At 69.7% G+C, this 25,381-nt stretch carries 28 protein-coding genes, 2 tRNA genes and 1 other RNA gene; 14 read left to right on the forward strand and 17 right to left on the reverse strand.

Features of this window, described 5'->3' with window-relative positions:
* The first annotated feature begins 158 nt into the window (after positions 1-158).
* Positions 159-353 carry a hypothetical protein gene (locus ACQEVY_RS24285; protein WP_432951583.1) on the forward strand — a complete coding sequence of 65 codons (195 nt, stop codon included), beginning with the start codon at positions 159-161 and terminating at the stop codon, positions 351-353.
* A 60-nt stretch (positions 354-413) separates the two neighbouring features.
* Here ACQEVY_RS24285 and ACQEVY_RS24290 read toward each other — a convergent pair whose 3' ends face one another.
* Positions 414-1,184, reverse strand: a complete 771-nt coding sequence (locus tag ACQEVY_RS24290; RefSeq protein ID WP_432951584.1) for a hypothetical protein — start codon at positions 1,182-1,184, stop codon at positions 414-416.
* A 213-nt stretch (positions 1,185-1,397) separates the two neighbouring features.
* On the opposite strand from ACQEVY_RS24290, the gene ACQEVY_RS24295 reads away from it, so the two are divergent.
* On the forward strand, positions 1,398-2,300 hold the full coding sequence (locus tag ACQEVY_RS24295) for a S1 family peptidase (RefSeq protein WP_432951585.1): 903 nt from the start codon (positions 1,398-1,400) through the stop codon (positions 2,298-2,300).
* A 198-nt stretch (positions 2,301-2,498) separates the two neighbouring features.
* Here the strand turns inward: ACQEVY_RS24295 and ACQEVY_RS24300 are convergent, their stop codons facing one another.
* The 7 genes from ACQEVY_RS24300 to ACQEVY_RS24330 all read right to left on the reverse strand — a co-directional run bounded on the left by ACQEVY_RS24300 (position 2,499) and on the right by ACQEVY_RS24330 (position 6,843).
* A complete protein-coding gene (locus ACQEVY_RS24300; protein ID WP_432951586.1) occupies positions 2,499-3,404 on the reverse strand; it encodes an RNA polymerase sigma factor SigF in 906 nt (301 codons plus the stop codon).
* Positions 3,405-3,648: 244 nt separating this feature from the next.
* Positions 3,649-4,521, reverse strand: coding sequence for an RNA polymerase sigma factor SigF (locus ACQEVY_RS24305; RefSeq protein ID WP_328770438.1), 873 nt, complete (start codon positions 4,519-4,521; stop codon positions 3,649-3,651).
* Positions 4,522-4,786: 265 nt separating this feature from the next.
* Positions 4,787-4,966, reverse strand: a complete 180-nt coding sequence (locus ACQEVY_RS24310; RefSeq protein WP_328770439.1) for a hypothetical protein — start codon at positions 4,964-4,966, stop codon at positions 4,787-4,789.
* Positions 4,967-5,151: 185 nt separating this feature from the next.
* A tRNA-Ser gene (locus ACQEVY_RS24315) sits at positions 5,152-5,236 on the reverse strand.
* A gap of 84 nt (positions 5,237-5,320) precedes the next feature.
* Complete coding sequence (gene tadA, locus ACQEVY_RS24320) at positions 5,321-5,752, reverse strand: tRNA adenosine(34) deaminase TadA (protein WP_432951587.1); 432 nt, start codon at positions 5,750-5,752, stop codon at positions 5,321-5,323.
* Positions 5,753-5,811: 59 nt separating this feature from the next.
* Positions 5,812-6,360: a hypothetical protein gene (locus tag ACQEVY_RS24325; RefSeq protein ID WP_432955376.1), complete on the reverse strand. Its 549-nt coding sequence runs from the start codon at positions 6,358-6,360 to the stop codon at positions 5,812-5,814.
* Between the two features lie 330 nt (positions 6,361-6,690).
* Positions 6,691-6,843: a hypothetical protein gene (locus tag ACQEVY_RS24330; RefSeq protein ID WP_432951588.1), complete on the reverse strand. Its 153-nt coding sequence runs from the start codon at positions 6,841-6,843 to the stop codon at positions 6,691-6,693.
* A 531-nt stretch (positions 6,844-7,374) separates the two neighbouring features.
* Between ACQEVY_RS24330 and upp the strand changes: the two genes are divergently transcribed.
* Complete coding sequence (upp, locus tag ACQEVY_RS24335) at positions 7,375-8,010, forward strand: uracil phosphoribosyltransferase (protein WP_165339337.1); 636 nt, start codon at positions 7,375-7,377, stop codon at positions 8,008-8,010.
* Positions 8,011-8,049: 39 nt separating this feature from the next.
* Here the strand turns inward: upp and ACQEVY_RS24340 are convergent, their stop codons facing one another.
* From ACQEVY_RS24340 to ACQEVY_RS24355, 4 genes are all read right to left on the reverse strand, one after another.
* Entirely contained in the window at positions 8,050-8,697 is a 648-nt protein-coding gene (locus tag ACQEVY_RS24340) for a LytR C-terminal domain-containing protein (protein ID WP_432951589.1), read from the reverse strand.
* A gap of 102 nt (positions 8,698-8,799) precedes the next feature.
* Positions 8,800-9,096, reverse strand: a complete 297-nt coding sequence (locus ACQEVY_RS24345; protein ID WP_003999914.1) for a type II toxin-antitoxin system VapB family antitoxin — start codon at positions 9,094-9,096, stop codon at positions 8,800-8,802.
* 189 nt (positions 9,097-9,285) lie between these two features.
* Positions 9,286-10,146, reverse strand: coding sequence for a maleylpyruvate isomerase family mycothiol-dependent enzyme (locus tag ACQEVY_RS24350; protein WP_432951590.1), 861 nt, complete (start codon positions 10,144-10,146; stop codon positions 9,286-9,288).
* 36 nt (positions 10,147-10,182) lie between these two features.
* Positions 10,183-10,800, reverse strand: coding sequence for an HhH-GPD-type base excision DNA repair protein (locus ACQEVY_RS24355; protein ID WP_432951591.1), 618 nt, complete (start codon positions 10,798-10,800; stop codon positions 10,183-10,185).
* A gap of 209 nt (positions 10,801-11,009) precedes the next feature.
* Between ACQEVY_RS24355 and ACQEVY_RS24360 the strand changes: the two genes are divergently transcribed.
* From ACQEVY_RS24360 to grpE, 5 genes are all read left to right on the forward strand, one after another.
* A complete protein-coding gene (locus ACQEVY_RS24360) occupies positions 11,010-11,501 on the forward strand; it encodes a cupin domain-containing protein (RefSeq protein ID WP_432951592.1) in 492 nt (163 codons plus the stop codon).
* A 26-nt stretch (positions 11,502-11,527) separates the two neighbouring features.
* Entirely contained in the window at positions 11,528-12,316 is a 789-nt protein-coding gene (locus ACQEVY_RS24365; RefSeq protein WP_432951593.1) for an SDR family NAD(P)-dependent oxidoreductase, read from the forward strand.
* Positions 12,317-12,451: 135 nt separating this feature from the next.
* On the forward strand, positions 12,452-14,392 hold the full coding sequence (locus ACQEVY_RS24370) for a copper resistance CopC/CopD family protein (protein ID WP_432951594.1): 1,941 nt from the start codon (positions 12,452-12,454) through the stop codon (positions 14,390-14,392).
* Between the two features lie 162 nt (positions 14,393-14,554).
* Positions 14,555-16,453, forward strand: coding sequence for a molecular chaperone DnaK (gene dnaK, locus ACQEVY_RS24375; protein ID WP_432951595.1), 1,899 nt, complete (start codon positions 14,555-14,557; stop codon positions 16,451-16,453).
* 2 nt (positions 16,454-16,455) lie between these two features.
* Positions 16,456-16,929: a nucleotide exchange factor GrpE gene (gene grpE / locus ACQEVY_RS24380; RefSeq protein WP_432951596.1), complete on the forward strand. Its 474-nt coding sequence runs from the start codon at positions 16,456-16,458 to the stop codon at positions 16,927-16,929.
* Positions 16,930-17,428: 499 nt separating this feature from the next.
* On the opposite strand, the gene ACQEVY_RS24385 is transcribed toward grpE, so the two are convergent.
* Both ACQEVY_RS24385 and ffs read right to left on the reverse strand, forming a co-directional pair.
* Positions 17,429-19,828, reverse strand: coding sequence for a DNA polymerase III subunit gamma and tau (locus tag ACQEVY_RS24385; RefSeq protein ID WP_432951597.1), 2,400 nt, complete (start codon positions 19,826-19,828; stop codon positions 17,429-17,431).
* Positions 19,829-19,920: 92 nt separating this feature from the next.
* An RNA gene (ffs, locus tag ACQEVY_RS24390) (signal recognition particle sRNA small type) lies at positions 19,921-20,019 on the reverse strand.
* A 71-nt stretch (positions 20,020-20,090) separates the two neighbouring features.
* Here ffs and ACQEVY_RS24395 point away from each other — a divergent pair.
* From ACQEVY_RS24395 to ACQEVY_RS24405, 3 genes are all read left to right on the forward strand, one after another.
* Positions 20,091-20,178: transfer RNA gene (locus tag ACQEVY_RS24395), tRNA-Ser, on the forward strand.
* A gap of 137 nt (positions 20,179-20,315) precedes the next feature.
* Positions 20,316-20,597 carry a CopG family transcriptional regulator gene (locus ACQEVY_RS24400; RefSeq protein WP_432951598.1) on the forward strand — a complete coding sequence of 94 codons (282 nt, stop codon included), beginning with the start codon at positions 20,316-20,318 and terminating at the stop codon, positions 20,595-20,597.
* Entirely contained in the window at positions 20,594-21,019 is a 426-nt protein-coding gene (locus ACQEVY_RS24405; RefSeq protein WP_432951599.1) for a hypothetical protein, read from the forward strand. The genes ACQEVY_RS24400 and ACQEVY_RS24405 overlap by 4 nt, the downstream gene beginning before the upstream one ends.
* Before the next feature lie 636 nt (positions 21,020-21,655).
* On the opposite strand, the gene ACQEVY_RS24410 is transcribed toward ACQEVY_RS24405, so the two are convergent.
* Complete coding sequence (locus ACQEVY_RS24410) at positions 21,656-21,970, reverse strand: hypothetical protein (protein ID WP_432951600.1); 315 nt, start codon at positions 21,968-21,970, stop codon at positions 21,656-21,658.
* A 161-nt stretch (positions 21,971-22,131) separates the two neighbouring features.
* On the opposite strand from ACQEVY_RS24410, the gene ACQEVY_RS24415 reads away from it, so the two are divergent.
* Entirely contained in the window at positions 22,132-22,566 is a 435-nt protein-coding gene (locus tag ACQEVY_RS24415) for a hypothetical protein (protein ID WP_432951601.1), read from the forward strand.
* Positions 22,567-22,582: 16 nt separating this feature from the next.
* Here ACQEVY_RS24415 and ACQEVY_RS24420 read toward each other — a convergent pair whose 3' ends face one another.
* Positions 22,583-23,224 carry a lysophospholipid acyltransferase family protein gene (locus ACQEVY_RS24420; protein WP_432951602.1) on the reverse strand — a complete coding sequence of 214 codons (642 nt, stop codon included), beginning with the start codon at positions 23,222-23,224 and terminating at the stop codon, positions 22,583-22,585.
* Positions 23,225-23,378: 154 nt separating this feature from the next.
* Positions 23,379-23,804, reverse strand: a complete 426-nt coding sequence (locus ACQEVY_RS24425) for a hypothetical protein (protein WP_432951603.1) — start codon at positions 23,802-23,804, stop codon at positions 23,379-23,381.
* A gap of 29 nt (positions 23,805-23,833) precedes the next feature.
* On the opposite strand from ACQEVY_RS24425, the gene ACQEVY_RS24430 reads away from it, so the two are divergent.
* Both ACQEVY_RS24430 and ACQEVY_RS24435 read left to right on the forward strand, forming a co-directional pair.
* Positions 23,834-24,961, forward strand: coding sequence for a saccharopine dehydrogenase family protein (locus ACQEVY_RS24430; RefSeq protein WP_432951604.1), 1,128 nt, complete (start codon positions 23,834-23,836; stop codon positions 24,959-24,961).
* A gap of 8 nt (positions 24,962-24,969) precedes the next feature.
* The gene (locus tag ACQEVY_RS24435) at positions 24,970-25,359 is read left to right on the forward strand and encodes a hypothetical protein (RefSeq protein ID WP_432951605.1); all 390 of its coding nucleotides are present in this window, start codon (positions 24,970-24,972) and stop codon (positions 25,357-25,359) included.
* Positions 25,360-25,381: the final 22 nt, after the last annotated feature.

Here is a 25,381-nt window from a genome sequence, read left to right on the forward strand (position 1 = left end):
TAAGTTGTTTGGTTGCTACAGGCAAGTTAGGGGGTGTCGGCGATGGGGGCCCAGGGGCGGAGCCCCCGTGACGGCGACACCGAGTCAGGGTGACCAGCACAAGCAGACGGCACCCCAGCACTTGGGCAAGCCGGAGGCATTCGCTAGGGTCCAGGGCCATGGCAAACACCCAGGGCCCCCAGGGCAACAACGACCCCGCGGGCAGCACCCAGATGTTCCGCGCCTTCGTCGACGAGGCGCCGCAGGGCCGCCGTCAGCAGGCCGCCTCGGCAGGCCCTCGTATCGGCGTGATCGTAGGCGTGGTCGTGGCCATCGCGATCGTGGCCGGCGTGGCCTGGCTCGCGTTCATGTAACTCGGGTACGGCGACAAGTCCCGTACGCCGTAAGCCCCGTAACTCCCGTACGCCGGAGCCCTACTCCCACCGCACGGACACGTCCTGCGTCTCGATGTGCATGCCCAGCGGCACGCGCCAGGCGTCGACGCACACCGTCCAGGTCTTCTCCTTGCGGGCCCCGGCGTTGACCGGCACGGGCAACTTCTCGGCCGACTTGATCGTCGCCCAGTCGATGCCGAGCGAGTCGATGATGTGCGTCTCAAAGGTCACCGTGCCCGAACGCACCGCGCTGCCCCCGGTGTTGTGGAAGTCGAGGGTGACCTTCTCGCACCAGCGCTGGTCGGTGGGTTTGCGCTCGGGTTCGCTCACTTTCAGCGCGGCGGGCGCATTGGGTGCCGTACCACCACCGCCGTTGTCGCTGCCGCCGTCGCCCGCGGACGACGAAGGCGCCGGGTTCTCTTCTGTACGCCCCTCTCCGCGCCCTTCCGCACGACCGGAACCGCCCTCGCCCTCTGGTGCGCCCTGACCCGCGGAGGTGGAAGGACCAGGCAGCGGTTCCGCACCCGGCTCCCGGGCTCCACCAGAACCACCGCCATCGGGCGCACCATCCGAACCGCGATCTTCCGCACCGCCCGACGCCCCCTCCAGCGGCACCAGCGACACCTCGCCCGTAGGGGCTGCCCCGGACGCCGGAGGCGAACCACCGGCCGCCCCCACCGCGACGTACCCGTCGTCATCGCTTCCGCCGCCCGCGCTCATGGCGAGCACCCCGCCCAGACACACCACGACCGCCGCCGAGGCACCGGCCACGGCGCCGCGGCGGCCACGTATCCAAGTCACCTGACGCATCGCGCCAGTGTGGCTGACGCCACGTCAGATAGAAAGGGACGGAAGTGCATTGAGTGTTCCCGCGAGTGAACCTCCGCCCCTCGTATCCCGTCTGACAAAGAGCCATGCCACTTCCGTCGGGTGACTCCCTTGCGGTTCGGGCAAGTTGGGACGCGAGGGGCGTTCCGCCGGGGTGGTCAGTTCAGAGTTCAGAACGTCGGGAGACACCCCCACATGCGTCTTTCCTCCATTTCCCCCACTCACAGAACAGCGGTCCGGCGGATCACCACCGGCGTGCTCGCGGCCGGTGCGGCCCTCGGGCTCGCCGCCACCTCCGTCGGTACGGCCCACGCCGCGGATTCGGCGGACCGCGGCCGGCCGGGCACCCGCATCATCGGCGGCACCGAACAGCCCGACGGCAAGCACCCGTTCATGGCGGCGCTGCTGCAGAAGGGTGCCGGCAACGCCCACGACCGGCAGTTCTGCGGCGGCAGCCTGCTGGCGCCCGACGTCGTGATGACGGCCGCGCACTGCGTCGAGGGCACGAAGCCCAAGGACATCGAGACCGTCGTCGGCCGCACCGTGCTGTCCAAGAAGAACCAGGGCCAGCTGCGCGACATCGCCGAGATAGTCGTCCACCCCCGCTACGCCGAGGGCGAGGGGGCGTACGACCTGGCGCTGCTGATGCTGGACGAGCCCGTCGAGGGCATCGCCCCGGTCAACCTGCCGACCGCGGGCACGGACGCGTTGATCCGTCCGGGCGCCAAGGCCACCGTCATCGGCTGGGGCAACACCGACACCGAGGTGACGAACTATCCGGACCGCCTGCGCGGGGTGGACGTGCCGATCGTGTCGCACATCGAGTGCAAGGCGTCGTACCCGCAGTACGACACGAAGGTCAACATGTGCGCCGGCGTCGAGGGCAAGGACTCCTGCCAGGGCGACAGCGGCGGCCCGATCTTCCGCAAGCTGCAGGGCCGCAAGGGCGTCTTCCAGGTCGGCATCACGTCGTACGGCGACGGCTGCGCGGCACAGGGCGCTCCCGGCGTGTACACGTACACCGGCTCCGCGAAGCTGTGGGACACGATGGAGGAGTCGGCGGCGGGCAAGCGGGCGCTGAACAAGCTGGGCAAGTAAGCGCGGCTCTTTTTCGACGCGCGATGCCTGAGCCCCGTACGTACGGGGCTCAGGCATCGCGCCCCTAAGGGAGGCCGCAGGCCTCTTTAGGAGCGCGGGGCTGTGTCAATATGCGGCTCCGCCGCGTGGGCGCGACCAGCCACAACGAACCCGCAGCGTCGAACCGGCCCTCCCAGCGGAGCGAGGAGCGCGGAGCCGCTAGTCCGAGATCAGCCCTTCCCGCAACTGCGCCAACGTCCGCGTAAGCAACCGCGAGACATGCATCTGCGAGATGCCGACCTCATCGCCGATCTGCGACTGCGTCATGTTCGCGAAGAAGCGCAGCATGATGATCTGGCGCTCACGAGGCGGCAGTTTGGCGAGCAGCGGCTTGAGGGACTCGCGGTACTCGACGCCCTCCAGCGCCGTGTCCTCGTAGCCGAGGCGGTCCGCGAGCGAGCCCTCGCCGCCGTCGTCCTCGGGAGCCGGGGAGTCGAGCGAAGACGCAGTGTACGCGTTGCCGACCGCCAGGCCGTCGACCACGTCCTCCTCGGACACGCCCAGTACGGCGGCGAGTTCGGGAACCGTCGGCGAGCGGTCCAGCTTCTGGGAGAGCTCGTCGCTCGCCTTCGTCAGCGCGAGCCGCAGCTCCTGGAGTCGGCGCGGAACGCGGACCGACCACGAGGTGTCGCGGAAGAAGCGCTTGATCTCGCCCACGACCGTCGGCATCGCGAACGTCGGGAACTCCACGCCCCGTTCGCAGTCGAAGCGGTCGATCGCCTTGATCAGGCCGATGGTGCCGACCTGGACGATGTCCTCCATGGGCTCGTTACGGCTGCGGAAGCGGGCTGCCGCGTAGCGCACGAGCGGGAGGTTGAGCTCGATGAGGGTGTCTCGGACGTAGGCGCGCTCCGGGCTGTTCTCGTCGAGTGCGGCTAGCCGCAGGAACAGGGAGCGGGACAGGGTGCGGGTGTCGATGGCTTCCGAGGTCGGGGGGGCCGGGGCCGGAGGGGTCGGGAGGACCGCTACATCGACAACCGGTACATCGACACTGTGAAGCACGTCGGGCGCGGACTCGCTCTGCGCGAGCTCAAGCACCTTCGAGCTGCCCTGATCTGCGGACATGCCACCCCCTTTGGGTCGCGGACGGTCGCGGCGGACGCTCCCGTCGAAGGAACGCAGCCTCCACCTGAATACCGGAGGCAGAGCTGCGGCAAACGCGCTTCCGGAAGAATGTCACATGTCGGCAACACGCTGTAGTGACTTGTCGACTCTGGGAGGGGCAATCGGCCCTGGATGAAGGGGGTATGGCCGATTTTCGTCTCAGAACTGCCGGGAAGGTGACGTGCGGGCGATTCGCTCCTGCGAGCTACGACTCGATCCTGTTTGCGGACCGCAGCCTGGCGAAGCTGCGGGCGAGCAGCCTTGACACATGCATCTGGGAGACGCCCAGTTCGGCACTGATCTGCGACTGGGTGAGATTGCTGTAGTAGCGCAGCAGCAGGATCCGCTGTTCCCGTTCCGGGAGTTGGACCAGGAGGTGCCGTACGAGATCGCGGTGCTCGACTCCGTCAAGGGCCGGGTCCTCGTAGCCGAGCCGGTCGAGCAGGCCCGGCAGCCCGTCGCCCTCCTGGGCCGCCTCGAGGGAGGTCGCGTGGTACGAGCGTCCGGCCTCGAGGCAGGCCAGTACCTCCTCCTCGGCGATCCGCAGCCGCTCGGCGATCTCGGCGGTGGTGGGCGAGCGCCCGAACGCCGTCGTGAGGTCCTCGGTCGCGCTGTTCACCTGCACCCACAGCTCGTGCAGCCGGCGCGGTACGTGCACGGTGCGGACGTTGTCCCGGAAGTACCGCTTGATCTCGCCGACGACGGTCGGCATCGCGAAGGTCGGGAACTGCACGCCCCGGTCCGGGTCGAAGCGGTCGATCGCGTTGATCAGCCCGATCGTGCCGACCTGGACGACGTCCTCCATCGGCTCGTTACGGCTCCGGAAGCGGGCGGCGGCGTACCGCACGAGCGGCAGATTGGCCTCGATGAGCGCGCTGCGTACGCGATGGTGCTCGGGCGTACCCGGCCGCAACTGTTTCAGCTCCCCAAAGAGCACCTGCGTGAGCGCCCGGGTGTCGGCGCTGCGACGTTTTTCGGGGGCAGGAGCAGGCGCCGGGGCCTCTTCCTGGGGCGGCGCAGTACTGGCCGACACGGTCAACGCCACCTCTTTGTCCTTCAGCCCTTGCAAACAACCCATGCAAACCGTGCAACTCATCCGTCAAAAGCGGTCATAGCATCACAAGACATGTCCACTGTGTGCAAGCACCGCAAAGAGTGGTGTTGATTCCGGAGTGAGGAGAAAGGGCGCGTTTCAGCCCCGCATCATTCCGATACGGGGCTGGGGGTGGGCCGGGGGCTGGGGGTCGTACGAGGCGAATGGGGCCGTACGCCTCAGTCGTCAGTCGTCTCAGTCGCCAGTCGTCTCAGTCGTCAGTCGTCTCAGTCGCCAGTCGTCTCGGTCGTCAGTCGTTGGCTCCATTGGCGAGCCACGTCATGAAGTCGCCGACGGCCTGAGCGGCGTTCGATATGCCCTCGAACCCGATTTGCACGTAGTCGGCGGCCTTGCCCGGGTCGGTGATGATCACGTACAGCACGAAGACCGCGAGCGCGTAGACGGCGATCTTCTTCGAATTCACCGCCACCGCGGCCTCCCCTGTTGACCTGCTTGTCGACCTGTTTGCCCCGCCGGGGCCCCTGCTCGCCGGCGGTGAGTGTAACTCGGGCACCTGTACTACCACCGATTCTGTCTTCGGCAGGTTTCCCCACACACCTCGCACCCACTCCGCACACGCGAAGGGCCCCGTCTCTCGACGGGGCCCTTCCAAAGCGGTAGCGGAGGGATTTGAACCCTCGGTGACTTGCGCCACACTCGCTTTCGAGGCGAGCTCCTTCGGCCGCTCGGACACGCTACCGGGAGAGATCCTAGCCCACGTTGGGGTGTGCGCTGAAATCCGTTTTGCGGGCCGGTTCGGGAGCGGTCAGGTCAGCGGGGCGGGTCAGCGGTCGCGGAAGAAGTCGGTGAGGAGGCGGGCGCACTCCTCGTCGAGTACGCCGCCGATCACTTCGGGGCGGTGGTTGAGGCGCCGGTCGCGTACGACGTCCCAGAGGGAGCCGGTCGCGCCGGCCTTCGCGTCGCGGGCGCCGTAGACGAGGCGGTCCACGCGGGACTGCACGATCGCGCCCGCGCACATCGTGCAGGGTTCGAGGGTCACGACGAGCGTGCAGTCCGTCAGCCGCCACTGTCCCAGTCCGGCGGCGGCGCGGCGGATGGCGAGGACCTCGGCGTGTGCCGTGGGATCGCCGGTGGCCTCGCGTTCGTTGTGTCCGGTGGCGAGCACCGTCGTACCGTCCGCGGACAGCACGACGGCGCCGACGGGGACGTCCCCGCCCCGGACGGCCAGTCGTGCCTCGTCCAGGGCGAGCCGCATCGCGGCCCGCCAGCGGTCGCGTACGGGGTCGCTTACGGGTTCGTGCGCGTCCTGAGCGTTCAGCGGACGGTCTCCAGGACCTCCGCCGCGCCCAGGACCTCGGCGATCTCGTTCAGCGCGTCATTGCTGTCCAGGATGAGCAGTTCCTTCTCGTCCACGCCGAGGTCGGCGAGGATCTCGCGGTCTCCGATGGGTCCGGACGGCACGGCCTCGCCCGAAGCGGCCCCGCCGACGACGTCATCGTCGTCGTCGGAGTCGTTCTCGGGTTCACCGTCCTCCGTGCCGTCGAGGTCGAGGGAGTCCAGGTCCGGGACGTCGTCGCCCGGCTCCCTTCCGAGCAGTTCGTCCGTGAGCAGGATCTCGCCGTACGAGCTGCGGGCCGCGGCGGCGGCGTCCGACACGTAGATACGAGGGTCGTCCTCGCCGTCCACGCGGACGACGCCGAACCACGCGTCCTCCTGCTCGATGAGTACGAGCACCGTGTCGTCTTCGGTCGAGGCTTCACGGGCCAGGTCGGCCAGGTCGGACAGGGTCTCCACATCGTCGAGCTCTGTGTCGCTCGCTTCCCACCCGTCTTCGGTGCGCGCGAGCAGTGCGGCGAAGTACACCGTGACTCTCCCACTGGTCATAGGCGTGCCGGTTGGGGATCCCCCCGGCGGAGGTTGCGGACGGGGAGTGCTGCGCCGAGCCCCGCCCACTCGGAATCGTGGCAGAAACTGAGCGTTCAGGAGAGGTCTTCGGCTCGCTGTGTCCCGGTCGCGTCGTCCCGGCCGTACGCGTGGCCCATCACCTGGGCGCTCGGCGCCCGCCGTCAGCGGGATCGTACGCCGATGAGTGCTCCGCGAGGCAACGGCTGTCCGGTGCCGACCCGTACGCCCCACCAGTGGCGCTCCGTTGTGCTGTGTACGGGCCTGTACGTGTCTGCCGTGGCCCCTCGCCTACCAGCGGAACGTGCGCATCCGCATGGCGTGCCGCAACCGCGCCGTCTTGACCCGCCGCGGCTGCACCCGATCCCGCAACTCCCGCGCCTCGGTGAGGTCCCGCAAGAACTGAGCCCGCCGCCGACGCCGCTCGGCATCACTTTCGGCCACGCCGAGGTCTGTGGCGCCGCTCGTGTCGCCAGCGTCTTCGGGGCTTCCGGCGCTTGTGACGGCGCCCGGGCGTGGCGGGCCTCCGGCGGCGGGTTCGGGCGGGTCGGACTTCTGGGCGGTTTCCCGCGGGGCCTGAGCTTGCGGTGGGCTTGCGCGGCCGGTCCTCCCGGGCGCGGCGGCGGACGACCCGGAAGCCTTTCGCGGCACGGGTGCGGCGGCCTTGCGCTGTGCGGGCCCGGCAGCCCTTCGCTGGGCGGGCGCGCCAGCATCTCGCTGTGCGGGCCCGGGGGCCTTTCGCTGGGCGGGCGTGGCGCCGCGCGCCGGCTCTCCCCCGGCTCCCCGACGGGACGTCCCCCGCGGCGCGGAGCTGTTCGTGGACTCCCCGGGCCGGCCGGAGGTCGCCTGGTTCTGTTCCCCGTTCCGCATAGGTCACCACCCCAGTCCGTCCCTGCCACCTTCCCCCGGATGGGCCGTTTGATGCGGGTTCGGGTTTGCGGGGGCGCGGCGGTGGGGCCCGGATACCCTGGGCGCATGCGTCTTCACGTCGTCGACCACCCTCTGGTCGCCCATAAGCTCACCACGCTGCGCGACCAGCGCACCGACTCCCCGACCTTCCGGCGGCTGGCCGACGAACTGGTCACCCTGCTCGCCTACGAGGCCACCCGTGACGTGCGTACCGAGCAGGTCGACATCGTGACGCCGGTGGCCGGGACCACTGGCGTCAAGCTGTCCCACCCGCGCCCCCTGGTCGTACCGATCCTGCGGGCCGGCCTCGGCATGCTGGACGGCATGGTGCGCCTGCTGCCGACCGCCGAGGTGGGCTTCCTGGGCATGATCCGCAACGAGGAGACGCTCCAGGCGTCCACGTACGCGAACCGCATGCCGGAGGACCTCTCCGGCCGCCAGGTGTACGTACTCGACCCCATGCTCGCCACGGGCGGCACCCTCGTCGCGGCCATCACGGAGCTGATCAAGCGTGGCGCCGACGATGTGACCGCCGTGGTGCTGCTGGCCGCCCCGGAGGGCGTCGAGGTCATGGAACGCGAGCTGGCCGGCACGCCGGTGACCGTCGTGACGGCGTCCGTCGACGAGCGGCTGAACGAGCACGGCTACATCGTGCCGGGGCTCGGGGACGCGGGGGACCGGATGTACGGGTCTGCCGAGTAGCAGCCGAACCGGGCCGAAAGCCCGGCTGACCGGGACCGGCTAACAACCCTGCTTCGTCGGTGACGGGGTCGGCTTCGGGTCGGCCAGTGTGGTCAGGGCCTTGTCGGCGGCCGCCTTCGGCGTCAGCGCCTTGAAGCCGTTGCCGATGACGAGGTCGACCTCGGCGGGCTTCGTACGGGTGTCGGTCTTCAGCTGGGCGCCGGCCAGTTGGGTGCGGAGTACGGGGAGCGCGCTGTCGGTGGCCGCCGCGGAGCCGAGCAGTATCCCGGTGCCCTTGACCTTCTTGTCGTACTCCTTCGTCGCGTTTCCCACCTCGCCGATCTTGAAGCCGCGCTTCTTGAGTTCGTCCGCGGTGGTCTTGGCGAGGCCGCTGCGGGGCGTGGCGTTGAGGACGTTCACGGTGATCTGGCCGGGCTTGGGGAGGGCCTTGACCGGCGCCTGCGAGGCGGACGGTGACGGCGACGGCGTGCAGTCCGGGGCCGCGCCCACCGCTCCGGCCTTGTCGCCGCTGCCGGTGAACACGTCGATGAGCTGCAGCGTTCCCCAGCCGAGCAGACCGAGCGCGGCGGCGGAGCCGACGGCCGCGAACGCGAGCCTGCGGCGCCCGCGGTTGCGGCGCATCCGCGGGTACTTGTCCCCCGTGATCTTGTACTGGCCGCCCATCCCAGGGGGAGTCAGCATGCTCATGGGCGCAGCGTAGTGCGCCTGGGTGGCTATGCCTACTAGACGATCATTGCCCGGCGCCCAGTCCAACCCGAAAGGCCCAACGGGCGCACGAAGGGGGCGCGCTCAGTCGAGCTCGAGGACCCTGGCGTGCAGCACCTGGCGCTGCTGGAGCGCGGCGCGGACGGCTCTGTGCAGGCCGTCCTCCAGGTACAGGTCGCCCTGCCACTTCACGACATGCGCGAAGAGGTCGCCGTAGAACGTCGAGTCCTCGGCGAGCAGCGTTTCCAGGTCGAGCTGGCCCTTGGTCGTCACCAGCTGATCGAGGCGGACCGGGCGCGGCGCGACATCCGCCCACTGCCGGGTGCTTTCCCGGCCGTGGTCGGGGTACGGCCGGCCGTTTCCGATGCGCTTGAAGATCACACGGAAAGCCTACCGGTCATGACCTTCCGGGCGCAGCCAAGGCGCCGTAGTGGCCCCGGGAAATCGCGCCGCAAAGCAGAACGAAAGGGTAATTCCGCAAGCCTGGCTTGGTGTGTTCCTACTGACCGGGCCCTGAACAAACCGGAAACACGCCGTGAAACGTGCGAGGCGGACATCGCCGTCCGGCGCTCACGCCACGACCGCGAGGAGTGTGGTCGCCGCCGCGGTCAGGGCCTCGTCCCCCGCCCGTACGGAACGGCGCCGGGCCTCTTCGGGAAGGATGCCGCGGCTGGCCAGCCGCCAGAGGGTGTCCTGGTCCATCGTCACCCGTGCGGCGGCCTCCCCGCCGGACGCGCCGGACGCGCCGGGCACGCCGGACGCGCTGGGAAGCCAGCGGTCGGCGTCCCGGATGACCCACCAGGTGCCGCCCGCGGGGCCGGTGACGTCGAAACGTACGGTCGTTCCCCGCGGCCGGTCCACGGTACGAAGCGTGTGCGGCAGGGCGCGCAGGAACGTGTCGATCACCGGGCCGAGCAGCTCCGGCTCGTCGGCACCGGGGCGTTCGACGGCGTCGCGGATCTGCTGCTGGTGCACCCAGAACTCCGTGTACTCGCGGGCGATGTCCAGCCAGGCGGGACTCGGCTCGTTCGTGGAGGCCCACGACACATCGACGGGGGCGGGGGCGTCGAGCCGGGCGCCGGCCCAGACCTCGTCGAGCTGCGGGCCGAGGTGTGCGAGCAGCTCGGTCATCAGGCGCGGGCTGCACTGGCGGGTCGCCTCGACGAAGACACCGTTCATGCGCGCCACGTACGCGGGCAGCGTCTCGTCGTCGGCGAACACGGCCCCGCTCCAGCCGTCCCGGAGGCCCGAGAGGCGGCGCATGTAGTCGTTGAGGACATGGCCGACCACATCGTGCACGTCCCACCCCGGGCAGACCGTCGGCCGCCCCCAGTCCCCGGCCTCCAGCGAGCCGAGCAGGTCGAGTAGCGCCCGGCGCTCAGGCGCGAACAGGGGGCGGGTGTCGATGGCAGGCCCGAAGGGGGTGGTCATACGGGCGACGCTAGGCGTCACGCGGCCGGAAGTCCCCTACTTATTGGGGGACTTGCCCGAGGGCTTGCCCGATCCCTTTGCCGCCTTGGCCGCCGCTTTCAGCTCCTGCTTGTGGGCCCGTACCTTCGCCAGGGACTCGGGGCCCGTGATGTCGGCTACCGAGCGGAAGGACTCGGGGGCGCCGTATGCGCCGGCGGCCTCGCGCCAGCCGTCTGGGCGTACGCCGAGTTGTTTGCCCAGGAGGGCCAGGAAGATCTGGGACTTCTGGGTGCCGAAGCCGGGGAGGGAGTTCAGGCGGTTGAGGAGTTCCGTGCCGCTGGCCGCGTCCTTCCAGAGTGCGGCGGCGTCGCCGTCGTAGTGCTCCACCAGGTACTGGCACAGCTGCTGGATCCGCGTGGCCATCGAGCCGGGGTAGCGGTGCACGGCCGGTTTGGTGGCGAGGAGGGTGGCGAAGGCCTCGGGGTCGTATGCCGCGATCTCGTGTGCGTCGAGGTCGTCCGCGCCCAGCCGCTGGGCGATGGTGTACGGGCCTGCGAACGCCCACTCCATCGGGATTTGCTGGTCCAGCAGCATGCCGACCAGCGCGGCCAGCGGACTGCGCCCGAGGAGTTCGTCGGCTTCGGGCTGCTGAGCGAGGTGAAGGGTCACGTCCATACTTCGAGCATCGCCCCATGCACCTCTTCACGCCCGCCCGGCGCCCAGCCCTCCACACTCGCTGAACACCACGCTCACCCGTCCCGCCAGTCCGTCGCACCAGTACCCCAGGGTGTGCAACCGCTGCTCCGGGCTCGCCAAGTCGCCGACGTGGACTAGGCGTTCGGGCGGTGGGTGCTGCGGTGCCTGCGGGCCCTTAGGGTCGGAGGATGGCCAGTGACATCACTCCCGAAGACCTCGTCGATCACTATCAGTTGGAGCCGATCCCCAAGGAAGGCGGGCGGTTCCGGGAGCTCTGGGCCGGGCCCGAGCGGGCGGACGGGCGGCCCGAGGGGACCTCGATCGTTGTGCTGCTGACCTCGGAGCCGGGGGATTTCTCCGCGATGCACCGGCTTCCCACCGACGAGGTGTGGCACTTCTACCTCGGTGATCCGCTGGAGATGCTGCTGCTCGACCCGGACGGTACGTCCCGCACCGTTGTCCTCGGTCCCGATGTGCTCGGTGGGCAATACGTCCAGTTCACGGTGCCCGCGGGGACCTGGATGGGCGCGCGGGTCGTGGCGGGCGGGGCCTGGTCGTTCTTCGGGTGCACGATGGCGCCCGGGTTCACATACGGCGGGTACGAGCACGGGGACGCGGCCGAGTTGACCACGCGGTACCCGGCGGAGGCGGCGCGGATCTCCGCGCTGAGCCGGTCGTGAGCGGGTCGGCTGTGAATGGGGCGGCTGTGAGCGGGCTGCTCGACGGGCAGGTTGCGCTGGTGACCGGGGCTTCTGGCGGCATCGGACGGGGAATCGCGTTGCGGTTCGCCGAGGCGGGAGCGGCGGTGGCCGTTCATTACCGTACGGACGCGGAGGGGGCCCGCGAGGTCGTCGGGCTCATCGAGGACGCGGGCGGCAGCGCCGTAGCCATGCACGCCGAACTCACCGACGAGGTCGAGTGCCGGCGCCTGGTGCGCGAGGCCGCGGACTGGGGCGGCGGCACCCTGACGGCACTGGTCGACAACGCGGGCGCACAGCCGGTCCAGCAACTGCCCGGCATGACCCTGGCCGACTGGCGGGCGGTGGTCGACGCGAACCTGTCGAGCGTGTTCGCGTGCACACAGGCCGCGGTGGAGGTGATGCGCGAGGGCGACGGCAGGGTCCGTAAGGACGGCAGCCGCGGGAGCATCACCCATATCGCCTCCATCGAGGGCACGCACCCCGCCCCGATGCACGCCCACTACTCCGCGTCCAAGGCGGCCGTCATCATGCACGCACGGTCGGCGGCTCTGGAGTACGGTCCGTACGGGATCCGCGTCAACACCGTCTCACCAGGCTTGATCGACCGCGAAGGCCTCGCGGAGGCCTGGCCGGACGGCGTACAGCGCTGGCAACAGGCCGTACCCACCGGCCGGTTGGGCCGCCCGGAAGACGTCGGCGACGCCTGCGTGTTCCTCGCCTCCCCGCTGGCCTCGTGGATCACGGGACACGACCTGGTCGTGGACGGCGGGGTGTCGGCGCGACCTACGTGGTGAGGTCGGGCGGAGGCGCGCGGGTGCCGTGAGGACAGCCGGGGCGCGCGGGGCTCGGAGGTGAGCACGGTGCTGCGTACATTCGTATCCCCATCGGAGGACTGATACGCAGCAGGCGCAGGGAGAGGAAGAGGCAACGTGGGCCGAATACCGCGGATGGTGGCGGCGCCGCGACGGGCGGTGGCCCTCGTGCTGATGCTGGGCACCCTGCTCCTACTGGGCGGGGCCGGAACCGCGTCCGCGCATTCCTCCGTGCGCGACACCGACCCCCGCGAGGGCACCGTTCTCAAGACCGCCCCGAAGCAGGTCACCATGACCTTCACCGAGTCGGTCGGTATCTCCGACGACTCGATCCGGGTCCTCAGCCCCGACAACGTACGCATGAACGCGGGCCCCGCCGAGCACGCCGGCGGCTCCGACACCGTGCGCGTACGGCTCCGGGACGATCTGCCGGAGGGCACGTTCACCGTGGCCTGGCGGGTGGTCTCGGCGGATAGCCACCCCATCTCGGGCGCGTTCACGTTCTCCATCGGCGCACCCTCGGCGACCACCGCGAACGCCTCCGCCGAGCCCGCCGTGGACCCCGCCTCCGGTCTGCTCTACGACCTGGCCCGGTACGCCGCATACACCGCCGGCGCACTGCTCATCGGCGCCGCCACCTTCGTCCTCGCCTGCCGCCCGCCCGCCGTACGCCCCCTCCGGAAACTGTTCCGCCTCGCCTGGTGGACCCTGCTCCTGTCCACCGTCGCGCTCCTGTTCCTCCGCGGCCCGTACGCCCGCGGGACCGGCCCCACGACCCTCCTCGACCTCTCCCTCCTCAAGGACACGCTGAGCAGCAGGCCGGGCTGGGCGCTGTTGGCGAGGCTGGTGCTGGTGGGGTTGGCGGGGGTCTTTCTCGTACGACTGTGGGGTGCGCGTGATGCGTCACGGGCGGACGTGCGGACGGATGAGCGGGCGGACGATCGGACGGACGTGCTTGTGGATGAGCGGCCGAAGCTCGCCGTCGTCGTATCGGGCGGGGTGCTCGCCGTGGCGCTGGCGGTCACCTGGGCTGCCGCCGAGCACGCGTCCGCGGGGATCCAGGTTCCCGTGGCGATCGTCTCCTCCGTACTGCATCTGCTCGCGATGGCGGTCTGGATGGGCGGCCTCGTTGCGCTGCTCACCACGCTGCGCCGGGACGAGACCCTGCCCTCGGCGGCGTCGGTGGCCCGTTTCTCGCGGCTCGCTTTCGCGTCCGTGGTGGTCCTGGTGATCACGGGGGTCTACCAGTCGTGGCGGGGGCTCGGTTCCTGGGAGGCGCTCACCGGTACGTCGTACGGGCGGATCCTGGCCGCCAAGGTGTGCGCGGTGGTGCTGCTGCTGGGGGCGGCGGCGTACTCGCGGCGCTGGACGGCGGGGCTGCTCGCGGCTCAAGAGCCGGTGCGGGTGCGGGAGTTGGAGGCGGTGGGAGCGGCGAGTACGAGTGCCGGGGGTGGGGGTGCGGGGGACGAGACCGGCAAGGCCGAGGGGGTTGAGGAGCACGACGGTCGCGATGAGCCCGGCAAGCCCGTCGACATTGGCGAAGGCGGCGAACACGCCGCGAGCCCGCCCCCTCACCAGGCCCTGCGCCGTTCCGTACTGGCCGAAGTCGTCGTAGGCGTCATGGTGTTGCTGCTCACGACGGTTCTCACCGGCACCCAGCCGGGCCGGGCCGCGACCGAGACCCCGGACACGCCTACGGCTCCGGCCGGTCAGCCCACGACCTCGATGACCCTGATCCCCTTCGACGTCGGCACTCCGAACGGCAAGGGCAAGGTCCAGATCGTTCTGGAGCCGGGTCGTGTCAACGAGAACACGGTCCAGGCGGTGGTCATACGCTCCGACGGAGTCATCGCCACGGTTCCCGAACTCCGCCTCACCTTCACCCTGCCCGCCGAGAAGATCGGCCCCATCGACGCCGAACTCACCGACCAGGGCGGCTACTGGGGCACCAACTCCCTCAACCTTCCGCTCCCCGGAACCTGGACCATGAACGTCACGGTCCGTACGTCGGACATCGACCAGGTGACGGTGTCGAAGAAGGTGCAGATCTCGCCCTGAGCGGGTTGGCTCCGCCGGTTTGCTGGGCGGTACCGCGCGACCAGCCACAACGTACCCGCAGTGTCCCCCGAGCGCGTCCTCACCTTGACAAGAGAGCACTCAAGTTTTATCTCAAAGAGTGAGGCAGGTTGTGCCAAACCCGCAGCGTACGAGGAGGGAGAGATGGCACGCTCGGTCGGTATTGACCTCGGCACGACGAACTCGGTGGTCTCGGTCCTCGAAGGCGGCGAGCCCACCGTCATCACGAACACGGAGGGCGCCAGGACGACCCCGTCGGTCGTGGCGTTCGCCAAGAGCAACGAGGTGCTGGTCGGCGAGATCGCCAAGCGCCAGGCGGTGACGAACGTCGAGCGCACCGCGCGGTCCGTCAAGCGGCACATGGGGGACCACGCGTGGCGTTTCCCCGACAAGGGCAGCATCGACGGGAAGCGTTACACCCCGCAGGAGATCTCCGCGCGAGTCCTGCAGAAGCTCAAGCGCGACGCCGAGGCGTACCTGGGCGAGGACGTGACGGACGCGGTGATCACCGTACCCGCGTACTTCGACGACACCCAGCGCCAGGCGACCAAGGAAGCCGGTGAGATCGCCGGTCTCAACGTCCTGCGCATCATCAACGAGCCGACGGCCGCGGCCCTCGCGTACGGACTGGACAAGGAGAACGACCAGACGGTCCTGGTCTTCGACCTCGGCGGCGGCACCTTCGACGTGTCGCTGCTCGAGATGGGCGAGGGCGTCATCGAGGTGAAGGCGACCAACGGCGATACGCATCTCGGCGGTGACGACTGGGACCAGCGGATCGTCGACCACCTGGTCAAGCAGTTCAAGAACGCGTACGGCGTGGATCTGGCCAAGGACAAGATGGCCGTGCAGCGGCTGCGCGAGGCGGCGGAGAAGGCGAAGATCGAGCTGTCCAGCTCGTCGGAGACCAACATTAACCTGCCGTACATCACGGCCTCCGCGGAGGGTCCGCTGCACCTGGACGAGAAGCTGACGCGCGCCCAGTTCGAGCAGCTGACAAGTGATCTGCTCGACCGCTGCAAGGGGCCCTTCCACCAGGCGGTCAAGGACGCCGGAATCAAGCTGTCCGACATCAACCACGTGATCCTGGTGGGCGGTTCGACCCGGATGCCTGCCGTAACCTCGCTGGTCAAGGAGCTGACGGGCAAGGAGCCGCACAAGGGCGTCAACCCGGACGAGGTGGTGGCCGTCGGTGCCTCGCTCCAGGCGGGTGTGCTCAAGGGCGAGGTCAAGGACGTACTGCTGCTGGATGTCACACCGCTGTCCCTCGGTATCGAGACCAAGGGCGGCATCATGACCAAGCTCATCGAGCGCAACACGACGATCCCGACGCGTCGTTCGGAGATCTTCACGACCGCGGAGGACAACCAGCCGTCCGTGACCGTGCAGGTTTTCCAGGGCGAGCGGGAGATCGCGGCGTACAACAAGAAGCTCGGCATGTTCGAGCTGACGGGCATCGCGCCCGCGCCGCGCGGTGTGCCGCAGATCGAGGTGGCCTTCGACATCGACGCCAACGGAATCATGCACGTCTCCGCGAAGGACCTCGGTACGGGCAAGGAGCAGAAGATGACCGTCACCGGTGGCTCCGCGCTGCCGAAGGACGACATCGACCGCATGGTCCGCGAGGCCGAACAGCACGCGGAGGAGGACCGCAGGCGCCGCGAGGCCGCCGAGACCCGTAACCAGGCGGAGCAGCTCGTCTACCAGACGGAGCGGCTCATCAAGGACAACGAGGAGAAGATCCCGGCCGACGCGCGGAGCGAGACCGAGGCCGCGCTCGTGGACCTGAAGGAGCAGCTCAAGGGCGAGGACACCGCCGCCATCCGGCAGTCGATGGAGAAGGCGGCGACGGCCGCGCAGAAGATCGGCACGGCGATGTACGAGCAGCCCCGCGCGGGCAGTGAGCAGCCTGGGCAGGATGGGCAGGCCGGTCAGGCCGGAGCGAGCGGGGACGACGAGGTGGTGGACGCCGAGATCGTCGACGATGACAGCTCACGGACGGGCGACAGTTCACGGGCAGGCGACAGTTCACGGGCAGGCTGACGATGAACCGAACCCGGCCGCGGACGCAGGAGGAGCTGGAGCGCCTGCTGGAGGAGCGCACCGCCGACCTCCAGCGGGTGAAGGCCGAGTACGACAACTACCGCAAGCGGGTACGCAGGGACCGGATGGCCATACGTCAGATCGCGGCGGCCAACGTCCTGCGTGCCCTTCTGCCCGTACTGGACGCCGTCGACCGAACACGCAAGTACGAGCCCCTGACACCCGGCATGAAGGACATCGCCGAGACCCTGGAGACCCAACTCGGTTCGCTGGGCCTCGAGTCCTTCGGCGAGGAGGGCGACCCCTTCGACCCCACGCGCCACGAAGCGGCCCGGCACCACGTCTCCCCGGACGCGCCCGGTCTGACCTGCACGGAGATCCTCCGGCCCGGCTACCGCGTGGGCGACCGACTCCTGCGGCCCGCCTTTGTGGAGGTGACAGGGCCTGTCACGGGGCCGGGGGATCCTGAACGGTGACCTCGGGTGTGCGGTTTCGCCGGTGGTGCCTGGTCCGATGACGGCGCTGTCGGGGCCGCTTCTGGCGCTCTCGGCTGGTTCCTGGCGTGCTCGTCCCGTCGCTGCCGGATCGCCTCGGCGACAGGTTCGGGGTCGGGTACGGAGACGGCGAGGCGGGCGTACGGCGCGGAGGGCCGCAGGTCGACGAGGACCGCGGGACTGTTCGCGCGTACCGCGACGTAGTCCCAGCCCTGCGCGTGCTGCCACTCGCCCAGGCAGTAGCGGCCGGGGCTCGACCGGCCGTGGCGCCGCCGGCCACGCAGCGTGCGCCACCAGTCCCGTTCGATCCGTACGTCGCTGACGGCCGCCAGCGGTATCCGGACCTCTTGGCGCAGACCAAGGAACCTTTCCAGCCCGGTCGGCCGGACCACGACGTCCTCTCCGTCGACAACCAGCCGCGCCATCGAAGTCACCTCCTCCGACAGCTTGCGCCTGCCTACTACTCGCTACAGGCGACTCGCTACTCGTTCGAGAACTCCTCCACCACTGTCGCTCCTAGCTCCCGCACGATCAGCTCATGCCCCGACAACGCCGACTCGTCGAGGTCGGGATCATCGTCCTCCGGGGTGTCGTCCTCCGGGGATACGGGTGGCGGCTCCGGAGCCGAGGGGCGCGGCGGAGGCGTCGTCGATGCGGCGGGGGCCGGAGCGGGGGTGGCCGGAGCCTGGGGTGCGCTCGGCCCGGGCGTCGAGGCAGCGGGTTGCTGTGGCGCGGAGGGCCTGGACGCGGGCGGATTGGCGGCGCTCGGGGAGCCGTAACCCCCGCCGGATGCGTAACCTCCGCCGGTCCCGGGCCCGGCCGTCGGAGGTGCTGCCGCTGAACCCCCGGACGCATCGACGATCGCCTCGATCTTCCACTGCACCTGGAACTGCTCGACCAATGCCTGGCGCAGCACCTCCTCGCTGCCGCTGCTCAGGAAGTTGTCGCGCGCACCCGCGTTGACGAAGCCGAGCTGGAGCGTCGTACCGTCGAAGCCCGCGACCTGCGCGTTCTGACTGAGCAGGATCCACGTGAAACGGCGCCGGTTCTTCACCGCCTCAAGGATGTTCGGCCACAGCATGCGAGGGTCGGGGCCGCCGCTCACGGGAGCCGCCGGAGCGGAAGGGGCGGTAGGGCCGGAAGGGCCCGCAGGGGCGGATGGTGCGGGTCGGCCCGTAGGCGGCGGAGCCGTGGGGGGCGGTGACGACGCGGCCGGAGTCTGCCCGCCGCCCGCAGGCGCCGCCGTCGGCCACCCACCGGGACGCCGACCGCTGCCCGCGGCCGTCGCGGTGGGCCAGGCACCGGGCGCTTGCCCGGTGGAGGAAGCGCCCGAGGATGCAGCCGGGGGAGCGCCCGTCGGCGCCTGAGCGGGCGGTGCTTGAGCGGGGGGCTGCTGAGGGGACGGAGCTGCCGGCGCGGCCGGAGGCTGGCCGGCGGCGCCCTGAGCCGCCGGCCCGGACCCCGCTTCCTGCGCCCTTCCAGCCGCCCCACCTGCACCTGCACCGGCAACCGCACCACCCGCACCGGCCCCGGATCCCGGAGCCCCCGCCCCCCGCACCGCCGCCCGAGCCGCCTCCGGCCCGCTCCCCTGCGGACCAGCAGGCACCCCCGCCGGGCCGCCCTGCGCACCCCCGTGAACCGGACCCCCCTGAACCGCACCCCCATGCACCTCGGGCCCAGGCACGTACCCCATGGCAGGCCCGGCCCCCGCCCCCGTGAAGTTGATCCCCCGCTCCAACCGGTCGAGCCGAGCCATGACAGACCGCTCATCGCCATACGCGGCGGGCAGCAGCACCCGAGCGCAGATCAACTCAAGCTGGAGCCGGGGCGCGGTCGCCCCCCTCATCTCCGTAAGCCCGTCATTGACGATGTCGGCGGCCCGGCTCAGCTCGGCCGCGCCGAAAACCCCGGCCTGGGCCTGCATCCGCTCCACCACATCGGAGGGAGCATCGATGAGCCCCTTCTCCGCGGCATCGGGCACCGCCGCCAGAATCACCAGGTCCCTGAGCCGCTCCAGCAGATCGGCTACGAACCGCCGAGGATCATTGCCCCCTTCGATGATCTGGTCCACGACCTCGAAGGCAGCGGCCCCGTCCCCCGCCGCGAAGGCCTCGACAACGGAGTCCAGCAAGGACCCGTCCGTATACCCCAGCAGCGAGGTCGCCATGGCATACGTCACACCATCCGTACCGACCGCGGCCAGCAGCTGATCCATGACGGACATGGAGTCACGTACGGACCCGGCCCCGGCCCGCACGACAAGCGGAAGGACCCCGTCCTCGACGGAAACGCCCTCACGCCCGCAAACCTCGGCCAGATACTCCCTCAGGGTCCCCGGCGGCACGAGCCGGAACGGGTAGTGGTGCGTCCGCGACCGGATGGTTCCGATGACCTTCTCGGGCTCGGTCGTGGCGAAGATGAACTTGAGATGCTCCGGCGGCTCCTCGACCACCTTCAGCAGGGCGTTGAAGCCCGCCGAGGTGACCATGTGCGCCTCGTCGATGATGTAGATCTTGTACCGGCTGCTTGCCGGCCCGAAGAAGGCCTTCTCCCGCAGGTCACGGGCGTCGTCCACACCGCCGTGCGAGGCGGCGTCGATCTCGATGACGTCGATGGACCCCGGCCCGTTCCTGGCCAGGTCCCGGCAGGACTGGCACTCCCCGCAGGGCGTGGGCGTAGGCCCCTGCTCGCAGTTCAGACAGCGGGCCAGGATGCGCGCACTGGTCGTCTTTCCGCAGCCGCGCGGCCCACTGAACAGGTACGCGTGATTGACCCGGTTGTTCCGCAGCGCCTGCTGCAACGGGTCGGTTACATGCTCCTGCCCGATGACCTCGGCGAACGACTCCGGGCGATAACGGCGGTACAGCGCGAGAGACGACACGCATACGAGGTTATAGGCGCCCACTGACAACCCGGACCGCCCGCGGAACAACCCCGGCGCCAGCCCCGTACGGACCCTCTGGATTCCCCCGGAACGCAAGCGCCCCCCACGCACCCGCCAGAGCCAACCTACCCTTGCTGCCTTCCGGCCCTGGGGGAGTTCAGTCAGATAGCGCCGCGTGAGGGGCTCCGCACAGGGTACAGGATCTGACCGGCACGAACGAGTTCGCGACCACTCCCCGGAGTCCTGTAATGTTTCCGGCGGAGGATTCGCCTAGAGGCCTAGGGCGCACGCTTGGAAAGCGTGTTGGGGGCAACCCCTCACGAGTTCGAATCTCGTATCCTCCGCCAGTGCCTCACCGGGCACGAAGTCGAAGGGCCCCACCGTTCGCGGTGGGGCCCTTCGACGTTGTCCGTCTCAGTCGGTCGTCCTCAGTTCGCAGTCGGGCCCTGGTATGGGTGACAACACCAAGAGTATGGTCTGCTGTATGGCGACTACCAAGAAGGTGACGGTGACGATCCCCGAGGATCTCCTGGACGAGATCCGCGGGGAGGCGGCGGAACGGGGCCTGTCGGCGTACGTCGCCGAGGCGCTTCGCTTCAAGCGCGACCGCGACCGGCTGCGGGAACTGTCCGACTGGCTGCAGGAGGAACACGGCCCGCTCAGCGAGGAGGAGCGCACGGCAGCGTTCGAGGACCTGGAGGATCTCGACGCCGAGCACGAGCGCCGCCGCGCAGTCGGCAAGCGCGACGCCGGAGAGGCCGCGTGAAGAAGCGGGCCGGTGAGCACAAGCAGCGGCCACTGCGCGTCTTCGTACTCGACTGCGAAGCGCTGTCCCTGGCCGTGCGAGGCGACCGCAAGATGATCGCCTGGATCGACCTCGCGGCTCGAGGCGAAGCCGAGGTGGTGACGTCTCCGATGACGCTGGTCGAGGCGTACGACGGCAGGACCACCGAGCAGCGCTGGGACTGGGTGCTCTCTCGGCTCAAGGTCGCCGAGATCGGAAAGGACGAGGCCCGCCAGGCCCGCCGGCTCCTGGCCGACGTGAAGTTGCACGGCCACAAGTACGCGATCGACGCGGTACTCGCCGTCATCGCCCGCCAGCAGAAGGGGCAGGTCACCGTCTTCACCTCGGACGTGGACGACCTGGAGCAACTGGTCCCGGACTCGATCGTCGTCAAGAAGGTGTAACCCCACGCTCTGATCTGCGAGGACCACGGGGAATCACGGGGCCAGGCCGACGGGCCAAATGTTTGCATCGCAGCTCCGTCGCAGGTCAGCCCTGCCGCGGACGCCGGGTGAACCGAGCTTCCCAAGCTGAGAGCGCGAAGGACATTCGGAGACCTTCATCTCCTTGGTCTCCGCCCTCTTGTATGTGACAAGTCCTGTTCCGATCCCCCGGCTCTGGCTACCGTTGCATCCTCAGGCCCTGCTCACCTCAGGAGCTCTCGTGTCCATCGTGAAGCACACCTACGACGCGATGCTGCACAGCAAGGGCACGGTGGGAAGGCGAGGCGGCTGTTCGTGGCATGGCGAGAAGGACTGTGCGGAACAGCCGACCAGCAGCTATGAGACACCGAACGGGATGATGGCTGCATGCCCCCGCGCCGAGCGCCAGATTGACGGTACGGGTACCCGGCAAGTCGTGAGCACTAGCGTCGCCAGGCTCAGCCAGTGCAGCGCCCCGTGCCACGTCATGCCGGATACAGCAGTCACCTAGGGTCAGCGGCGGTGCAGGCGGGCAAGTTCGCAGCAGTCCGGCCATGCGACAAACCGCGGGTCACTCGTGCTACGTCCCAGCCTCTCTTCTGCAGGGTGCTCGGGCGTTCATCGGGCCCACAGCCGTTGGAACTCCTCGGCTGTTATGGACTCCAGTTGGTCTTCCTTGGGATTGAGCGCCTGGTCCGTCAGGAAGCCGTGTTCGTCCTCCAGGTGCTCCCAGCTGTATCGGTGGAGCGCACCGTCCGGTGTGAACTCGGCCTGCTTGACGACAGTCAACTCGCTGCCGTCGGGCACAGCCTCGAAGTACCACAAGCCGCCTTCCTCGTCGGTATGGCGGAAGTGATGCCGCAGGGTGGCTTCCTCATCGAGTGTTCGGAAGTACGCCACGGTCTCTGCCTTGATGCGCGCGAGGTCAACCACGTGCGCATGGTGCCAGCAGGCGCACTCCAACCGCACCCTCCTGACATCGCACCGAGGCCCTGGCCACCCGCCCGGGTGCCGTCGTCTACGCCGGGACCTCCCCCACCCGCGCCGCGGCCTGCGCCCGTGCGCTCTCGGCGGCGGGATTCACCGGTCCACGCGTGGGCTTCGAGCCCGTGCTGCGGCCGGCCTTCCTCGAGGAGGCGGGCGATGCGGCCGCGGGCTGGGTGGTCGAAGCCCCGTACACCGAACCGCAGTCGGCCGGCACGAAGGCCGCGAAGGCGTTCACCGCCGCCTACCGGGAACGCCACGGCTCGGCACCCGGCCGATGGGCCGCCGAGGCGTACGACGCTGTCGGCCTGATCGCCCGCGCCCGCACCGCTGTGGGCACCGGCGCCGCGATCGACCCCGGCCAGGTCGCCGAACACATCTTCCGCACCGGCTACGACGGGCTGGCCAAGCCGATCCGCTTCGCCCAGGACAACTCGCACACCCTGAAACCGGACGGAACCCGCTTCCTCTACCAGGTCAGCGACGGCACGTTCCGCTTTCTGGGGCGCCACGACCAGGTGCTGGGGGCGGACGTCGACCGGTAGGCGTGCGGCGGGGTCGTTATGCGGCGAATGTGGCCGCCGTACGCCACGCGGTGGTCACCGCCGCTCGGGCCCGCGCCGTGCCTGCGGAGCTGTCGCCGGTCAGCACGATCGGGGCGCCCACGTGGACATGGAGGCTGGGTCGGCGCAGCGGGGCTGTGGCGAGGCCGGCGATCTGCTTGATCGTGCTGCCAGAGGTGACGCGGCGGGAACCGGCCTGGCCGACGGGCACGATGGGGGCGCCGGTACGTTCGGCGAGGCGGGCCAGGCCGGTGCGGAAGTCGCCGGGGGGCGCCTCCGCGGCGTCCTTGCGGCCGGGCAGGCCGCCCTCGGCGTAGATGAGCAGGTACCTGCCCTGTTCAAGGGCCTGGGCGGCCAGGTCGAGTGCGGCCGAGGCCCGTGGATCGCCGCGGTGTACGGGGATATGTCCTTCGCGGGTGAGGGAGCGACCGAGTACGGGCACGCGCCACAGACCGGCGGTGGCCATGATGACCGGTTCGACGCCGAGGCGGTGCAGCGCGGCGATCACGACGGCGGGGTCGGCGAGCGAGGTGTGGTTCGGGGCGATGATGCTGCCCGGTGGCAGGTCGGCGCCGGGGTCGGTGGTCACGGTCAAGCGGCCGAAGGCGGGCACCAGGAGGTCGGCTATGCGGCTGAGCACGGGGCGGTCTCCAGGTCTCGACGACGTTGACCACCATCGTCGAAGGCGGGGCGTCCGTCCGGCTTGAGTCGCCGTACTCATGTTCCCGCCTGCTGGTGCTCAGCTCAGACCCGCCGCAGTCAACGGCTCGGCCCGCGTCCGCCGTCCGTAGCCGCTATGCGCGGGACGCCGCCCCCACCGCGTCTGCCCGCCACCGTGGCCAGGAGTCGCGGAGGTAGAGCGCGAAGGGGATCCACCAGATCAGGTCGTTGGTGAGCAGGATGATGCCGGTCGCCAGGGGCCACTGGCCGGTGAGGTAGAGCCACAACCAGCCCAGGGGGCCCAGGACTTTGCCCGCCAGTCCGACCGCCGCGATGAGAAAGCCCTCGCTCGGGCGGTGGGCGATGGCGAGATAGAGCACGCCGTACAGGCCGAGCACCATGCCGAGGGTCATGAAGATCTGCGGATGGTTCTGCGGGGGCAGGTCGGCGAACCGGAACAGCCATTGGGGATCGAGGGCCGCGTAGCAGCCCCAGGCGATGTTGTAGATGCCGGCGGCCAAGAAGACGCGGCGGTGCAGTCGTTCATGGGGAATAGGCACCGTTTCATCCTGCTCTAGCATTCGATCACATGACTGATGCGAACATTGTGGTCATTGGCGGCAGCGGGTTCTACGGGCGGTACGTCGTCGCTGATCTCCTGCGGCTGCCGGCGGTGCGCGTCACCGTGGTCTCACGCCACCGCCCCGACCCGGAGTTCGCCTCCGACCGCGTCACCTGGGTCGGCTGCGACCACAGCGACGAGGACCGGTTGCGCCCCGTCGTCGAAGGGGCGGCGGCGGTCATCCACTGCGCCGGCCCTTTCCAGGCGGTCGGTGACCACGCCTCCCACCCGTGGGGTCCGCTGAGGGCCGCCGTGGCCGCCGGTGTTCCGTACGTGGACATCTCGGAGGACCACACCTTCCGGTACGGCGTATCCGACCTGGCCCGTTCGGCGAAGGCGCCGGTGCTCAGCGGCGCCTCGGTGGTACCCGGGCTCCAAGCGCTGATCGTCGCCGACCTCGCCGCCGGCCTGGACCGCGTCGACACGATCGCGTGCTGTGCGGCTCCCGACACCCGGCGGCACCGGGGACCGGCCATGTTCGAGGCGATGCTGCACGGTGCGGGGCTCCGGTTCTCCGCTCCCCGAGGGGGCGTGCCGACCATGGTGCATGGCTGGTCCGAACCGGAATGGACTCGCTTCCCACCGCCCGTCGGCCGCCGGCTCGTCCACCAGGTGTACGAGATGGCCGATCTGGACGTCCTCACCGAACTCCACGCTGCCGGCACGGTCAGCTTCAAGGCCGGCACCGAATTCACCGTCGTCAACCGGGCGTTGGGCCTGTTCGCCACCCTGCGCGCACGCACCGGCCGTCCTCGGACGCCGCAACGCTGGATACCGCTGGTGCGAGGCCTCTCCTGGTTCGTGGGGCGGTTCGGCGACGAGGCGGGCGGCTTCACCGTCTCGGTGACCGGGCAACGCGAAGGGCGAACCGTGACCCGACGGCTCGGAATGACGGCGGCGCGGGACGGCGGCCGGATCCCCTCCCTGCTCGCCGGGATCGCCGCCGAACAGTTGCTGTCGGGGAGACTGCAAGCGCCCGGCCTCGTCCCGCTGGACTCATGGCTGACCGCCGACGAGCTCCGTACGGCCCTGACCGACCGCGGGATCGACCTGTGGACCGCGACCGGGGACGGGGACTGGGAGCCGCTGAGGTGAGTTGGTCGATGTTCATCCATCGCACGCACTGCGCCTTCGCGCACGACCAGACCCAGGACGCGTTCATGGCGTTCGCCGCGATGTACGTCGAAGCCAACCCGGTCTACCGGGAGATCGAGTGGCTGCGCGACTGGCGCACCTTCTGGATCGAGAGCCGGGGCAACCAGGGAAACGGTCTCAGTGACGTGGGCAATGAGGAGTACCTGACCGACGACGGGCGCATCACGCGCTTTCTCGAGTTTCTTCGCGACTACCGGTCATGGGTGGCTTCCAGCGGCGCCTCGATCAGCTGGCTCACGGACTACAAGCCGGACAGGCTCATCGCCTTCGCCGAGCTGATGGAAGCCGTACTGACTGGGGACGAGACCCACCCCGGGGTCAAGCGGACGGACGGATGACCCATACACGTGTTGACTTCCT

This window comes from Streptomyces sp. CA-288835 (genome assembly GCF_050936385.1).
GTDB lineage: Bacteria > Actinomycetota > Actinomycetes > Streptomycetales > Streptomycetaceae > Streptomyces.

Bases quoted from the DNA above. Each gene is read 5' to 3' on its own strand.
- ACQEVY_RS24430 (WP_432951604.1), top strand. From the start codon at position 23,834: ATGACTGATGCGAACATTGTGGTCATTGGCGGCAGCGGGTTCTACGGG.
- ACQEVY_RS24285 (WP_432951583.1), top strand. From the start codon at position 159: ATGGCAAACACCCAGGGCCCCCAGGGCAACAACGACCCCGCGGGCAGC.
- ACQEVY_RS24400 (WP_432951598.1), top strand. From the start codon at position 20,316: ATGGCGACTACCAAGAAGGTGACGGTGACGATCCCCGAGGATCTCCTG.
- grpE (WP_432951596.1), top strand. From the start codon at position 16,456: ATGAACCGAACCCGGCCGCGGACGCAGGAGGAGCTGGAGCGCCTGCTG.
- ACQEVY_RS24290 (WP_432951584.1), bottom strand. From the start codon at position 1,184: ATGCGTCAGGTGACTTGGATACGTGGCCGCCGCGGCGCCGTGGCCGGT.
- upp (WP_165339337.1), top strand. From the start codon at position 7,375: ATGCGTCTTCACGTCGTCGACCACCCTCTGGTCGCCCATAAGCTCACC.
- ACQEVY_RS24350 (WP_432951590.1), bottom strand. From the start codon at position 10,146: ATGACCACCCCCTTCGGGCCTGCCATCGACACCCGCCCCCTGTTCGCG.
- ACQEVY_RS24300 (WP_432951586.1), bottom strand. From the start codon at position 3,404: ATGTCCGCAGATCAGGGCAGCTCGAAGGTGCTTGAGCTCGCGCAGAGC.
- ACQEVY_RS24435 (WP_432951605.1), top strand. From the start codon at position 24,970: ATGTTCATCCATCGCACGCACTGCGCCTTCGCGCACGACCAGACCCAG.
- tadA (WP_432951587.1), bottom strand. From the start codon at position 5,752: ATGCGGCTCGCCCTGGACGAGGCACGACTGGCCGTCCGGGGCGGGGAC.
- ACQEVY_RS24355 (WP_432951591.1), bottom strand. From the start codon at position 10,800: ATGGACGTGACCCTTCACCTCGCTCAGCAGCCCGAAGCCGACGAACTC.
- dnaK (WP_432951595.1), top strand. From the start codon at position 14,555: ATGGCACGCTCGGTCGGTATTGACCTCGGCACGACGAACTCGGTGGTC.
- ACQEVY_RS24360 (WP_432951592.1), top strand. From the start codon at position 11,010: ATGGCCAGTGACATCACTCCCGAAGACCTCGTCGATCACTATCAGTTG.
- ACQEVY_RS24340 (WP_432951589.1), bottom strand. From the start codon at position 8,697: ATGAGCATGCTGACTCCCCCTGGGATGGGCGGCCAGTACAAGATCACG.
- ACQEVY_RS24305 (WP_328770438.1), bottom strand. From the start codon at position 4,521: ATGGGTTGTTTGCAAGGGCTGAAGGACAAAGAGGTGGCGTTGACCGTG.
- ACQEVY_RS24295 (WP_432951585.1), top strand. From the start codon at position 1,398: ATGCGTCTTTCCTCCATTTCCCCCACTCACAGAACAGCGGTCCGGCGG.